This is a genomic window from Agrobacterium sp. LEGMi-208b, assembly GCF_059511785.1.
In genome coordinates this window covers 2,547,706-2,559,401 of sequence record NZ_CM183445.1, presented here as the reverse complement: position 1 = coordinate 2,559,401, position 11,696 = coordinate 2,547,706, and the positions used below count along the sequence as shown (strand labels likewise).

The 11,696-nt window shown below is 59.0% G+C and carries 13 protein-coding genes; 6 read left to right on the top strand and 7 right to left on the bottom strand.

Annotated features, from left to right (window positions below; genetic code table 11):
- Nucleotides 1–4: 4 nt before the first annotated feature.
- Together AC5YUO_RS12345 and AC5YUO_RS12340 are read right to left on the bottom strand one after the other, a co-directional pair.
- Entirely contained in the window at nt 5–487 is a 483-nt protein-coding gene (locus AC5YUO_RS12345) for an SRPBCC family protein (RefSeq protein ID WP_496153502.1), read from the bottom strand.
- Entirely contained in the window at nt 484–843 is a 360-nt protein-coding gene (locus AC5YUO_RS12340) for an ArsR/SmtB family transcription factor (protein ID WP_400813367.1), read from the bottom strand. The genes AC5YUO_RS12345 and AC5YUO_RS12340 overlap by 4 nt, the downstream gene beginning before the upstream one ends.
- Nucleotides 844–977: 134 nt before the next feature.
- On the opposite strand from AC5YUO_RS12340, the gene AC5YUO_RS12335 reads away from it, so the two are divergent.
- Genes AC5YUO_RS12335 through AC5YUO_RS12325 form a run of 3 tightly spaced genes read left to right on the top strand, consistent with a single transcriptional unit; the run spans nt 978 to nt 2,684 of the window.
- Nucleotides 978–1,358: a COG4315 family predicted lipoprotein gene (locus tag AC5YUO_RS12335; protein ID WP_496153501.1), complete on the top strand. Its 381-nt coding sequence runs from the start codon at nt 978–980 to the stop codon at nt 1,356–1,358.
- The gene (locus tag AC5YUO_RS12330; protein ID WP_496153500.1) at nt 1,342–1,899 is read left to right on the top strand and encodes an RNA polymerase sigma factor; all 558 of its coding nucleotides are present in this window, start codon (nt 1,342–1,344) and stop codon (nt 1,897–1,899) included. The genes AC5YUO_RS12335 and AC5YUO_RS12330 overlap by 17 nt, the downstream gene beginning before the upstream one ends.
- The gene (locus AC5YUO_RS12325) at nt 1,896–2,684 is read left to right on the top strand and encodes an anti-sigma factor family protein (protein ID WP_496153499.1); all 789 of its coding nucleotides are present in this window, start codon (nt 1,896–1,898) and stop codon (nt 2,682–2,684) included. The genes AC5YUO_RS12330 and AC5YUO_RS12325 overlap by 4 nt, the downstream gene beginning before the upstream one ends.
- A gap of 6 nt (nt 2,685–2,690) precedes the next feature.
- On the opposite strand, the gene AC5YUO_RS12320 is transcribed toward AC5YUO_RS12325, so the two are convergent.
- Nucleotides 2,691–3,284: a LysE family translocator gene (locus AC5YUO_RS12320; protein WP_496153498.1), complete on the bottom strand. Its 594-nt coding sequence runs from the start codon at nt 3,282–3,284 to the stop codon at nt 2,691–2,693.
- Between the two features lie 164 nt (nt 3,285–3,448).
- Here AC5YUO_RS12320 and AC5YUO_RS12315 point away from each other — a divergent pair, with 164 nt between their 5' ends.
- Complete coding sequence (locus AC5YUO_RS12315) at nt 3,449–4,294, top strand: aldo/keto reductase (protein WP_496153497.1); 846 nt, start codon at nt 3,449–3,451, stop codon at nt 4,292–4,294.
- Nucleotides 4,295–4,467: 173 nt separating this feature from the next.
- Here the strand turns inward: AC5YUO_RS12315 and AC5YUO_RS12310 are convergent, their stop codons facing one another.
- The gene (locus tag AC5YUO_RS12310) at nt 4,468–4,998 is read right to left on the bottom strand and encodes an SRPBCC family protein (protein ID WP_496153496.1); all 531 of its coding nucleotides are present in this window, start codon (nt 4,996–4,998) and stop codon (nt 4,468–4,470) included.
- Nucleotides 4,991–5,359, bottom strand: a complete 369-nt coding sequence (locus AC5YUO_RS12305) for an ArsR/SmtB family transcription factor (protein WP_496153495.1) — start codon at nt 5,357–5,359, stop codon at nt 4,991–4,993. Before AC5YUO_RS12305 ends, AC5YUO_RS12310 begins: the two co-directional genes overlap by 8 nt.
- Nucleotides 5,360–5,668: 309 nt before the next feature.
- On the opposite strand from AC5YUO_RS12305, the gene AC5YUO_RS12300 reads away from it, so the two are divergent.
- Nucleotides 5,669–6,847, top strand: coding sequence for a hypothetical protein (locus tag AC5YUO_RS12300; protein WP_496153494.1), 1,179 nt, complete (start codon nt 5,669–5,671; stop codon nt 6,845–6,847).
- Nucleotides 6,848–6,915: 68 nt separating this feature from the next.
- Here AC5YUO_RS12300 and ilvN read toward each other — a convergent pair whose 3' ends face one another.
- Nucleotides 6,916–7,488 (bottom strand): acetolactate synthase small subunit, encoded by a 573-nt coding sequence (ilvN, locus tag AC5YUO_RS12295; RefSeq protein WP_063949275.1) that lies wholly within the window; start codon nt 7,486–7,488, stop codon nt 6,916–6,918.
- 19 nt (nt 7,489–7,507) lie between these two features.
- A complete protein-coding gene (locus AC5YUO_RS12290) occupies nt 7,508–9,301 on the bottom strand; it encodes an acetolactate synthase 3 large subunit (RefSeq protein WP_496153493.1) in 1,794 nt (597 codons plus the stop codon).
- A 382-nt stretch (nt 9,302–9,683) separates the two neighbouring features.
- On the opposite strand from AC5YUO_RS12290, the gene AC5YUO_RS12285 reads away from it, so the two are divergent.
- The gene (locus tag AC5YUO_RS12285; RefSeq protein ID WP_496153492.1) at nt 9,684–11,693 is read left to right on the top strand and encodes an ATP-binding protein; all 2,010 of its coding nucleotides are present in this window, start codon (nt 9,684–9,686) and stop codon (nt 11,691–11,693) included.
- Nucleotides 11,694–11,696: the final 3 nt, after the last annotated feature.

The following is an 11,696-nucleotide window of genomic DNA, read 5'->3' as shown; positions in this document are numbered from 1 at the left end:
CGGCTCAATGCGCCGCCTGCTTCTCGACAAGCTGCGCCAGTTGCTCCGCAACCGTGTTCCAGCCGTCGAAGAAGCCCATCTCCGCATGCCTGTCGCGGTCGGCAAGGTTGTTGTGCATGGCATAGGCCACATATTCCATGCCGTCTGGATGATCGCGAAACGTCATCACGGCGGTGAGGAACGGCTCTGCAGAGGGCCGGAAACCCGCAGTCAGCGCATCGGTGAAGATGAGACGCTCCTCATGATCCACCGCCAGGAAACATCCGTTGACATGCGGACCGAATGCCGCCCCATCCTCGCTGTAGCGTGTCTCGAAAGCGCCGCCGGGATAAAGCTCCATGCGGTCGACGCGGCATTGGCCGGGATGCGGCACCCACCATTGTTCGAGGCTGGCCTTGTCCGTCCAGGCATTCCAGACGAGCCGGCGCGGCGCCCTTATGATGCGTGAAATCTTCAGGTCGAGATCGGGATTGAAAGTCTCGGTCATTGGTCATTCTCCCCTTTGCTGGACATCCTGTCCTGTTGCGCCATGACGAATTGCTCGAGCCGATCGGTGCGGCCCTCCCAGATGGCGCGCTGCTGCGAAAGCCAGCCATCGAGCATGGAGAACCGCTGTTTCTCCAGCGCGCAGAACCGGACACGCCCCTGCTTGCGCGTCACGATCAACCCCGCCTCTTCCAGCTGGCGGATATGTTTCATGAAGGATGGCAAGGCCATATCGAAGGGTTCGGCGAGCGTTCCGATGCTCGCCTCCCCGCCGCCCAGTCGCAGGATCACCGCCCGGCGGGTCGGATCGGCAAGAGACTGGAAGATGTCGTCGAGCGCGTCTGAATAGTTTTCCATAAGGCTAACTATCATGACAAAACACTTAGCTCAATGGATAAGTTTAAAAATATTCGAAACGGGGAATAATCCATCGGGTTGCGGTGTCTCTTGATGTGCTGGCGGCTTGAGCCCGCCCCCGAACCAAGGAGGATATGTCCATGAAGATCCGCTTTCTCGTTCCCGCCCTCGTTCTGGCTTTTGCCGGAACGGCCTATGCCGCCCCTGCGGTCGAAACCGTCAAGACCGCCAAGGGCGATGTGCTGGCGGGCGAAAAAGGCATGACGCTCTACACTTTCAAGAACGACAAGAAGGGCGTATCCAATTGTTATGACAAATGCGCGGTGAACTGGCCGCCGTTTTTCGCAGCCGCCAGCGACAAGGCCGAGGGCGCCTATTCCCTCGTGAAGCGCAAGGATGGCAAGATGCAATGGGCGAAGGACGGCATGCCGCTTTATTACTGGGTCAAGGACACGAAAAAAGGCGACGCCACCGGCGACGGTATGAACGGTGTATGGGATGCCGCAAAACCCTGATGGCATGACGGACGAAAAGCGGGGGAACCATTCCCCCGCAGCCGGCAGTTTCGAAACCGAAATGCTGGCACTGATGCCCATGCTGCGCCGTTATTCCCGCAGCCTTTCCCGTTCCGACGCCGATGGCGAGGACCTCTTGCAGGACTGCGTGGAAAAGGCGCTGGCCAATAAAAGGCAATGGCGCGGAACGGGTTTGAAAACATGGGCTTACACGATAATGACGAATCTTTATCGTAACCGCCACCGCGCCGAGAAACGCCACCCGTCCGAGAGCCTGGACGGCCATGAGAGCATCGCCGTCACGGAAACGCTCTCCGACACGCTGGAGAACGACCGCCTGCATGGCGCGCTCGCCCTTCTTTCGTCTGATATGCGCGCGGTGCTGATGCTGGTGACGGTGGAGGGTTACAGCTATCAGGAGGCGGCCGAGACATTGTCGATCCCGCTCGGCACCGTCATGTCCAGACTGTCCCGCGCCCGCGAGACCCTTCGCCAGCATCTGGCGGCGGATAATATCATTCCCCTGCGGAGACCACGATGAAACGGCTAGAGGCCATAACCGAAGACGATCTGCACGCCTATGTCGACGGACTTCTTTCCGACGACGATCGCGCGGCTGTCGAGGCCTGGCTGGCGGAAAGACCGGAAGACCAGGCCCGGGTGCAGGCGTGGAGAAATCAGGCCGATATTCTGCGCAATGCCTTTGCCTCCTATGCCGCCGCGCATCCGCATGATGCATCGATGCTCAATCCGCAAAAAAAGGACAGCGCATGGCGGGCAAAACCGGTTCTCCTGCAAACAGCGGCAGCCCTCTTGATCTTCGTGGCGGGTGCTGCGGCGGGCAGGCTTCTGCCGCCGTCTTTTTCCACGCCACAGGACGTGACCCTGGCGTCGCTGACGACGGATATTCCGGCACAGGCGAAATCCGCCTATCTCATCTATGCAAGCGAGGTGCGCCATCCCGTCGAAGTCGGCGCCGGAGAACAGCAGCATCTCGCCACATGGCTCGGCAAGCGGCTCGGTTACCCCTTCACCATCCCCGATCTCTCGAAGATCGGATACGACCTCGTCGGCGGACGTCTTATCCCCGTCAGTGGCAAGCCGGGTGCGATGCTGATGTATCAGGACAAGACCGGCCGCCGGGTGACGGTGCTGATCGGCCATAACGAGGAAAACCGCACCACCAGCTTCCGCATGGCCAGCGCCGACGGCATCGAGACCTTCTACTGGATCGACAATGAACTGGGCTACGCCGTGTCCGCCGAGCTGACGCGCGACGAGGTGCAGGCAATCGCCGAGGAATGTTACCGGCAATTTCCGACGTGAAGACCGCTATTTCAGCATCGGCCAGAGGCTGATGACGAGAAGCACGGCCATGGTGATATTGAACCATTTGAGTCGGGCCGGGACAGCCAGCCAGTCGCGCAGGGCCGAACCGAAACCGGCCCAGGTGGAAACGCTGGGAAGATTGACCGCGGCGAAGGCCACCCCGACGACAAGGACGGTGAGGAAATATTGCCCCTCATCCGTATAGGTCGCCATCGCCGTCACCGCCATCACCCAGGCCTTCGGGTTGACCCATTGAAAGGCGGCGGCTGCGAGGAAACTCATCGGCTCGGATGCGGCCGAACCTTCGCTGAGGCTGCGCGAGGTGCCGATCTTCCACGCGATCCAGACGAGATAGAGCCCGCCGGCGAATTTCAGGCCGGTGTAAAGCGCTGGCACCGAATGCAGCAACGCGCCGAGACCGAAGCCGACCCCGATCAGCAGCGACAGAAACCCCGCGCCGATGCCCAGCATATGCGGAATGGTGCGGCGGAAACCGAAATTCACGCCTGACGCAAACAGCATCATGTTGTTCGGGCCGGGCGTGATGGAGGTGGTGAAGGCAAACAGCACCAGCGCGATGAAAGTTTCGATTGTCATGATCTCTCCTTGAGCCGAAATCCTATCCGCCGGGCCATCATCAGGCCACCCCGCCGGATCGATGGCCGGGGTCAATTTTTTTGATGGATCGATCCTGTCCGTGCCGGCTTTGAGAAGTCGGAACAAAGTTCTATTGTCCAATCAACAACCGCTGGAGCGAACCCATGTATGACGATATTCCTTCCGTCACCCTGCCCTCCGGAAAGGAGGTTCCAGCCCTCGGCCTCGGGACCTGGAACATGGGGGAGACGCGATCATCCGCGCCGCAGGAGGTCGAAAGCATCCGCAAGGCGATCGATCTTGGCATGACGCTGATCGACACGGCGGAAATGTATGCGGATGGCCGATCGGAAGAGGTGGTCGGCGCGGCCATTGCCGGCCGACGGGACGACGTGTTTCTGGTCAGCAAGGTCTATCCCTGGAACGCCAGCGCCAGAGGCACGGCGGAGGCCTGCGAGCGCAGCCTTGCAAGGCTCGGCACCGACCATATCGACCTCTATCTTCTGCATTGGCGCGGCGAGCATCCCCTCGAAGAAACCGTGGCGGCTTTCGAAAGGCTGAAGAGCGACGGCAAGATCGGCGACTGGGGCGTATCCAATTTCGATACAGACGACATGGAAGAGCTTTTTACGGTTCCCGGCGGCAAGAACTGCGCCGCCAATCAGGTACTCTACAACCTGTCCCGGCGTGGACCCGAGTTTTCGCTGCTACCCTGGTGCCAGGAGCGCGGCGTGCCGCTGATGGCCTATTCCCCCATCGAGCAGGGCCGCATCTTGAAGAACCACGAACTCATCCGCATCGCCAAGGCCTATCAGGCGACACCGGCGCAACTGGCGCTGGCCTTTCTTCTGGAAAGGGACGGCGTCATCGCCATTCCGAAATCCGCCAGCGTCTCCCGTGTCGAGGAAAATCGCGGCGCGACCGATCTTGAAATAACCGAGGAAGACTTGGCGGCACTGGATGCCGTCTTCCCGCCGCCAACACGCAAGATCTCGCTGGAAATGCTTTGAGGTAACAGAGAGTTACGCAACCATTCGGAATCAATCGCTCAAGCGGTTGAATCGGAATGTGAACGCAATGCCGATGAAAAAGCCTGTTGTTCAGGCATGCGACATCAGGCACGGACCAGACGAAACGGCGCGACAAGCCGCGCCGTCAGATCATGAGAACGTACCGCCCCTCATTAGGGTATGCGGTGCTCATATTCCTCTTTCAGCCCCAGCCAGGTATCCCAGAAGGGACCGGGCTCCTCTTCCTGAAGCCGGGCAGCGAGAATATCGAGGTGGACGTGCCAGCCGGCGCTGACATTGAGCTTGGTCGTGCGATCCGCCAGCCGGCGATGGACCAGCGTCAGAAGCACGTCCTTGCCCAGAGCCTGAAGCTCGATGGACACTTCCGCGCCCTCGCCCCAACTGAAGACGAGGCGGTGCGGCGGAACGACGGTGATGATGCGGGACGCCATCCTGTGCTCTTCGGAAAAACCCTCCGGGCGGTGGCCAGGCGGATCGGAGAGCTCGTCGTTACGCCAGACGAGCTCGAACGGCGCATCAGCCGCAAGCCGCATTTCGCCCGATGCCAGCCAGCGGCGGCGAAGATCGCTTTGGGTCAGATAGGCCCATACCCGCTCGATCGGTCCCGGCAGCAGCCGTTCGATCTTTAAGGTGGTGGGCTCGATGAGACGGCCATAGGCGTCAGGCATTGCAATATCAGCCATTGTCATTTCCTCCATCTGCAGGGATTTTTCCCTGATCTTCCTCCCTGAGCATCTGCTCAAGAATATCGAGGCGATTGCCCCAGAACCGCCGGTAGAAATCCAGCCATTCATGCGCCTCTGCCAACCGTTCGGGCGAAAGGCGGCAGACATGGGTACGGCCCCTCACCTCGCGGCGGATAAGCCCCGCATTTTCCAGCGCCTTGATATGTTTCGAGGCGGCAGCGAGCGATATATCGAAGGGTTGCGCCAACTGGCTCACCGTTCGCTCACCACGGGAAAGGTCACGCAGCATCGTGCGTCGCGTGGCGTCGCCAAGGGCATGAAAGACGGTGTCGAGATGTGAAGCGGATAATTCAACCATGTTGTTGAATATGGACTGTCGACGCAGAAAGTCAACCATATGGTTGAATATAAATTCATCGAATGGATACGACGAACCACAGGCCGAACGGCTGACAACAGCGGATCGAGTTTTCGGATCGAAATCAGATTCGGAGAAACTTCATTGCCAACTGGCATTCTTTGAAACGTAAACATCGAAGCGCAAAGAACGAAATATGAGCACGAATAAATATCAATATAAAAAAACTCTAATAATCATAACAGAAGTCAAATGAAAGAGTGAGATTGATTAAACTTCACGATCTATATTTACGATAGCGCAACCGGAATGCGTGATGATACTGATATATTAATCGGGATCATCAGTATTATGATCGGGAAATATACCAATCAAATGCAAGCAGCCCTCCTTTTGGAAGGCAACTTCACCTCCTCGCCATTACCAGGTCTGATCAAGCAGCTTCAAACCGTGTTCAACCGGCTCGGCATGCCCCTGACGTGCCCCGGAATGTCTTCGACCTATGTGCAGATGTTTGGGCCGAACGATCTTCAGGTCACCATCGAGTTCATGGCCGGGCCGGCGGATCACGGCGTTTTCGCTGGCACACTCGGCTCACCAATCTCCACCATGCTGGTGCCCGATGCCACAGACCGTATCAGACGCCATAAATCCCATCTGCTTGTCTATGTGCAGCACGGTGTATTCGGCGGCGTGATGCGGGAAAAAGGTATTTCGAGCCTGTTCAACGAACTCGGCATGCACCAGCCCGGACATTCGCTTGCCGAGTTTCTCGAGCGGATCAAAGTCCTGTCGATTGCCTGCGAAACAATCTGCGCAGAAATGCCCGCAAGCCTGATCCACTGGACACAGAGCAACATGGTGTTTTCATCCGCCAACTTCACGACAGTCGTGGGAGAGCCCATCGGTCCGCTGACGGTTCATCCCTGCCTTTACGGTCCGGAACAGCCCCGGGGATCGGCGAAGCAATATGTCGGCATCCACACCTTGGGGGCAGCAGACTATATTGGGCGGGAAATCCACGTGGAAGCCGCGCCGGTTCCCTGGACGGAATTATATGCGGGCGCCCTGAGTTTCATCAAAATCGCTACCGAGAAAAACGGATATATCATCCCCGATGGCGACATCTTCGGGGTGGAGGACGATTCCGTTTCTTTCCGGGTTTGCCATGTCGGAGCAAATCCCGAACAAGGCCTGTCGGATCATTATCAACTAACCCTTCGCTACTCTCGCGAACATGGGTATACGATGCCTGATGCCAAACGTCGGCTGACGGTTCCAGGTGGCGTCGACGGCGTTGAAAGGCTGATCGGCACGGCGACACCGGAAGCACGGGCCCAGCTTCGCAGAATGCGCGAAAGCGCGGCGCTGGCCGAAGGTGTCGGCGGTCGTCTCGTCGTGACGCGGCCCGCGGATGAACCACCGCAGAACCCCGGTCGTGCAGGAAATGCACGCATCATCCCCTTTGGAAAACGCACCGGACTATAGTTGGGAAAAACACAAGCCCGCAACGTAGCGCGGGCTTGATATTGGACGGCACTTCTCGCGTTGGGAGATCACATCCCCTGCGGGCCGCGGTTCATCGCCGCGATACCGGTGCGGCAAATCTCGATCAGGCCGAGCGGCTTGATGATCGCCACGAACTGGTCGATCTTGGATGACTTGCCGGTGATCTCGAAAATGAAATGCTCAACCGTCGCATCCACCACCTTGGCCTGAAACGCATCGGCAAGGCGCAATGCCTCGGCGCGGACTTCGCCCGTGCCGGCAACCTTGATCAGCGCCACTTCGCGCTCGATTGGCCGTTCCTGCCCCAGTTCGCGGGCACGGACGGTGAGATCGAGAACCCGGTGCACCGGAACGATGCGCTCCAGCTGCGCCTTGATCTGCTCCAGCACGATGGGCGTGCCGCGCGTGACGATGGTGATGCGCGACAGATGCGCTTCATGTTCCGTTTCCGAAACCGTCAGGCTTTCGATGTTATAGCCACGGCCGGAGAAAAGGCCGATGACCCGGGCGAGGACGCCCGGCTCGTTGCTGACGAGAACCGACAGCGTGTGATTTTCAACGGCAGCCGTTTCCTTCTGGATGAAATAGGCGGAGCCGGTGGGTTGTAGGTGTGCGTTCATGTCCTTTTCCTCTCCCGGCTCAGACTAGCTGACGGCCCTTGGCGTCAATGGCGTTGGCAACGGCTTCATCCGTCGCCTCATCCGGCAACAGCATCTCGTTATGGGCTTTACCAGACGGAATCATCGGGAAGCAATTGGCAAGATTGGCAACGCGGCAATCGAAGATAACCGGCTTGTTGACCGCGATCATCTCGGCGATCTTGTCATCCAGTTCCTTCGGATCGTCGCAATACATGCCGACCGCGCCATAGGCTTCCGCCAACTTGACAAAGTCAGGCATGGCTTCGGTATAGGAGTTCGACAGGCGGTTGCCGTGCAACAGCTGCTGCCATTGCCGAACCATGCCCATATACTGGTTATTGAGGATGAAAATCTTCACCGGCAGGCCGTACTGGATGGCGCAGGACATTTCCTGGATGCACATCTGGATCGAGGCATCACCGGCAATGTCGATGACCAGCGCTTCGGGATGAGCCACCTGTACGCCGATGGCTGCCGGCAGGCCGTAGCCCATGGTGCCGAGACCGCCCGAAGTCATCCAGTGGTTCGGCTCCTCGAAGCCGAAGAACTGCGCCGCCCACATCTGGTGCTGGCCAACCTCTGTCGTGATATAGGTATCACGTCCCTTCGACGCCTCATAAAGCCGCTGCAATGCATATTGCGGCATGATGACATCTTTGGAATTCTTGTAGGCGAAGGAATTGCGGGCGCGCCAGCGTTCGATCTGCGACCACCAGTCTTCCGTCTGCGCTTTCTCCGGCTTTTTCGGCAAGGCGCGCCACAGGCGAACCATGTCTTCCAAAACATGCCCGACATCGCCGATAACAGGCACGTCGACGCGAACGGTCTTGTTGATCGAAGACGGGTCGATGTCGATATGGATCTTCTTCGAATTCGGCGAAAACGCATTGATGCGGCCGGTAATTCGGTCGTCGAAACGCGCGCCGACGCAGACCAGAACGTCGCAATCATGCATCGTCATATTGGCTTCGTAGGAACCGTGCATGCCCAGCATGCCGAGCCAGTTCTTGCCGGAAGCGGGATAGGCGCCAAGACCCATCAGCGTCGAGGTGATCGGGAAACCGGTCAGCTCAACCAGTTCGCGCAGCAGACGGGTTGCCTCCGGGCCGGAATTGATGACGCCACCGCCGGTGTAGAAGACAGGCTTCTTCGCCTTGGACATCAGGTCGATGGCGGCGTGAATTGCGTTGAGGTCGCCCTGAACCTTTGGCTTGTAGCTCTTCTGCTGAACGGAGGCGGAAGGCGGGGTGTACGTGCCGGTGGCGAACTGGATGTCCTTCGGAATATCGACGACGACAGGGCCGGGACGACCCGTCTGCGCAATACGGAAGGCCTCATGGATGATGCCCGCCAGCTCGTTGACGTCCTTCACCAGCCAGTTGTGCTTGGTGCAGGGGCGCGTGATGCCGACGGTATCGCATTCCTGGAAAGCATCGGAACCGATCAGCGTGGTGGGAACCTGGCCGGACAGGCAGACGAGCGGAATGGAATCCATCAGCGCATCCTGCAACGGGGTGACCGCATTCGTCGCGCCGGGGCCGGAGGTAACGAGCATGACGCCGACCTTGCCGGTGGAGCGGGCATAACCTTCGGCCGCGTGGCCGGCACCCTGCTCGTGGCGCACGAGAATGTGCTGAATGTCTTCCTGCTGGAAAATCTCGTCATAGATCGGAAGAACGGCACCGCCGGGATAACCGAAGATGTGCTCGACGCCATTGTCCTTCAGCGCCTGCAGAACGATCTCCGCACCTGTCATGCGATTGCTGTTTTCCGTATTGTCCTTATCCGTCATTGCCTGTTTCCATCCCGCTTTGGCTTTGGATATCGAGGAGCCCGAGGGCCTGTTTGAAGACATAAAAAAAGGCCCCTAGAGGAGCCTCGTTCAGCGCATGGGTGCTTTCGCCGGATGGTTACACCATCCTGCCCATGCGCCGTCCCACCACGATAAGTACGTTAAGATTTTTCATGGGCCGGAGTGTTAGCCACAAAAGCCCCAGCCGTCAACGCATATTGCAGGAAAAAATCACCACCGCCTTCTTTTATTACCCTAGAGGGGGCTTTGGCGAAATTTTCGAACGCAGCCCATACACTTGTTGTTAAGCATAATCTTTTAGTCTCGAAAGCGCAGATGCTGCCCGAACCACCGCGATCATCCGCATGTACCGGGAAAAAATGTGAATAACGACACGTCTCATAACGCGTCCCGCATGGACGAAAACGAACGGCGATCCGGCCAGCAACCGGCAAACCGCATGCTGGGTCGTGTCATCGCCTGTAACGGGGCGCATGCCACCATTGCCGCCGAAACGGAACCCGGCTCCACCGATGTGTCGCAGCTCTGGTCCGTCGGACGCCTGATCTCCATCGAAATGGGCACGAGCCGTGTCACCGCGCTGGTCTTTGCCATGCGCACCGGCGAAGATTATTGGGCAGCGGACAGGCCAAACAGGCTGCTGATCGACGTGGAACTCGTGGGCGAAGTCTATCGCACCGAAGATGGCAGCGAACGTTTTTCCACCGGCATCTCCCGTTACCCCTATCTCGGCGCGGTGGCGCATCGCATCCGCACCAGCGACCTTGCAAAGATCTACGACAGCGGCAAACGCGACGCCTGCGTCATCGGCAAGTTGACCCAGGACGACACGATCGACGCCGCCATCAGCATTCCGCAGATGCTTGCCAAACATTTCGCCGTTGTCGGCTCGACGGGTGTGGGCAAGACCACTGCCGTTTCGCTGCTGCTGAACAAGGCGATCGAGACCGACCCGAAACTGCGCGTCCTCATTCTCGATCCGCATAATGAATTCGCGGCCGCTTTTCCCGATCATTCGGTGGTCATCGACACCGACACGCTGGATTTGCCCTTCTGGCTGATGCGCCTTGAGGAGTTTGCGGAAGTGATTTTCCGCGGACGCAAGCCCGTGCCGGAAGAAATGGATTTTCTTCGAGATCTCGTTCCGGAAGCGAAAAAGGCATTTCGCGGCACCGAAGGTTCCGCCGTGCGCCGCACGGCCGACAAAAGCGCGATCACGCCGGATACGCCGGTGCCCTACCGCATCGCCGATCTCCTCGCCCTCATCGATGAACGCATCGGAAGGCTGGAAGGGCGCGGCGAAAAACCCGCCCTGCGCACGCTGAAAGGCCGCATCCTCTCGGCCATCAACGACACGCGCTACAATTTCATGTTCTCCAGCAATACGATCAACGACAATATTCTGGAGACGGTCGCGCATATTTTCCGCATACCCGGGGAAGGCAAACCGATTTCGGTGTTCCAGCTCTCCGGCATCCCCTCCGAAGTAGTGAATTCGGTGGTCTCGGTGCTCTGCCGCATGTCCTTCGAACTGGCGGTGCTGGCGCGCGGCTCGCTGCATATGCTCGTCGTCTGCGAGGAAGCGCACCGTTATGTTCCGGCTGACCCCGAACGCGGCTTTTTCCCCACCCGGCAATCCATCGCCCAGATCGCCAAGGAAGGCCGCAAATACGGCATCTCGCTCGGCGTCATCAGTCAGCGGCCAAGCGAGCTGGACCAGACCATCCTGTCGCAATGCTCGACCCTGTTCGCCATGCGGCTGTCGAACGAGATCGACCAGAAGATCATTCTCTCCGCCGTGCCGAACGCGTCGACCTCGACCACGAGTTTCCTTTCTTCCATCGGCAATGGCGAGGCCATTGCCTTCGGCGAGGCCGTGAATGTGCCGATGCGCATGCGCTTCGACCGTGTCGTGACGGCCAAATTGCCGAAGGCGAGCGGCATCACCAGCCATGTGAGCCATGAAACCCCTGACACGGTCGACCTGAACAGCATCGTCACCCGCATGCGCGCCACGGCCAAGCCCGTTATCACCGGTTTCCAGCAAAGCGTGGAAGCGGCTTTTTCCGACCAGCCGGAACCGACCCCGCCAAGCCGGGCGACGGAGGAGATCGATAGCTGGAAGCGTGAATTGGGAGCGCCCGCATCAGAGGGATATGAACCCTATCGCCCGGACATGCTGCCCGGACGCGCACCGCCTGCGCCAACCACGAACGCCTCGGCGGACCCCACCTCCGGCGCCGTCAACGAGCTGCGCAAGGCCGGTTTCCAGATGCAGGCACAGAATGGCCCGCCGCCCGGCGAGACGCGCCCTTCGCTACGCGAAAGCCTGCTGAAAAAACCGCTCGGCAGCCTCTACCGCAAGGATTAGGCC

Excerpts from the sequence above, each read along its gene's own strand:
- AC5YUO_RS12345 (WP_496153502.1), bottom strand. The coding sequence starts at position 487 with ATGACCGAGACTTTCAATCCCGATCTCGACCTGAAGATTTCACGCATC.
- AC5YUO_RS12340 (WP_400813367.1), bottom strand. The coding sequence starts at position 843 with ATGGAAAACTATTCAGACGCGCTCGACGACATCTTCCAGTCTCTTGCC.
- AC5YUO_RS12335 (WP_496153501.1), top strand. The coding sequence starts at position 978 with ATGTCCATGAAGATCCGCTTTCTCGTTCCCGCCCTCGTTCTGGCTTTT.
- AC5YUO_RS12330 (WP_496153500.1), top strand. The coding sequence starts at position 1,342 with ATGCCGCAAAACCCTGATGGCATGACGGACGAAAAGCGGGGGAACCAT.
- AC5YUO_RS12325 (WP_496153499.1), top strand. The coding sequence starts at position 1,896 with ATGAAACGGCTAGAGGCCATAACCGAAGACGATCTGCACGCCTATGTC.
- AC5YUO_RS12320 (WP_496153498.1), bottom strand. The coding sequence starts at position 3,284 with ATGACAATCGAAACTTTCATCGCGCTGGTGCTGTTTGCCTTCACCACC.
- AC5YUO_RS12315 (WP_496153497.1), top strand. The coding sequence starts at position 3,449 with ATGTATGACGATATTCCTTCCGTCACCCTGCCCTCCGGAAAGGAGGTT.
- AC5YUO_RS12310 (WP_496153496.1), bottom strand. The coding sequence starts at position 4,998 with ATGGCTGATATTGCAATGCCTGACGCCTATGGCCGTCTCATCGAGCCC.
- AC5YUO_RS12305 (WP_496153495.1), bottom strand. The coding sequence starts at position 5,359 with ATGGTTGAATTATCCGCTTCACATCTCGACACCGTCTTTCATGCCCTT.
- AC5YUO_RS12300 (WP_496153494.1), top strand. The coding sequence starts at position 5,669 with ATGCGTGATGATACTGATATATTAATCGGGATCATCAGTATTATGATC.
- ilvN (WP_063949275.1), bottom strand. The coding sequence starts at position 7,488 with ATGAACGCACACCTACAACCCACCGGCTCCGCCTATTTCATCCAGAAG.
- AC5YUO_RS12290 (WP_496153493.1), bottom strand. The coding sequence starts at position 9,301 with ATGACGGATAAGGACAATACGGAAAACAGCAATCGCATGACAGGTGCG.